Origin of the sequence: Brevibacillus invocatus, from assembly GCF_003710915.1 — a bacterium.
GTDB lineage: Bacteria > Bacillota > Bacilli > Brevibacillales > Brevibacillaceae > Brevibacillus > Brevibacillus invocatus.
Map to the genome: position 1 here is coordinate 1 of NZ_RHHR01000024.1, position 530 is coordinate 530.

Here is a 530-nt window from a genome sequence, read left to right on the forward strand (position 1 = left end):
GACTTTTTTTATCCACAGAGAACACGAGCAGCCATGTTAACAAACTTGCTCTTATACTCTTGTTATTTGCCTGATTGAACGAAAAAAGTTTACGTGCTTCCGTAAATGGAAGCAGCCTTGCTTCAGTTTTTGGATTGCATAACAAGGTACCTCAAGCGTATGCATCCGACTGCGCTTTGGCAGACCTTCCGCTAGTGCGCGGTCGCTCATCTTCGAGCAGACCTCGGTAGAGGTTTTTTTATTTTACTTATCTATTATGAGTATGTCTCAAAAAGGAGGGATTCTGGTTGGATGCAGCGATTAGCGAGCTATGGCGTAAGGTTTTGGCCAAGATAGAGAAATCGCTAAGCAAACCCAGTTTTGATACCTGGCTGAAAGCAACCAAAGCAAACACTTTGGAAGAAGACGCGCTGATCGTCGTAGCGCCGAATGACTTTGCCAGGGATTGGCTCGAAACCAGGTACTCTCAGCTGATCACCGATACACTATATGAAGTGACCGGAGTCAATATGAAGGTAAAATTCGTAGTC

General features: G+C 44.7%; 1 protein-coding gene. It reads left to right on the top strand.

Annotated elements, in window-relative coordinates; all coding sequences use genetic code 11:
* Nucleotides 1-287: 287 nt before the first annotated feature.
* Nucleotides 288-530, top strand: a 243-nt coding sequence (locus EDM52_RS13700) for a DnaA N-terminal domain-containing protein (RefSeq protein ID WP_276330118.1), incomplete at its 3' end; no start/stop codon positions are given.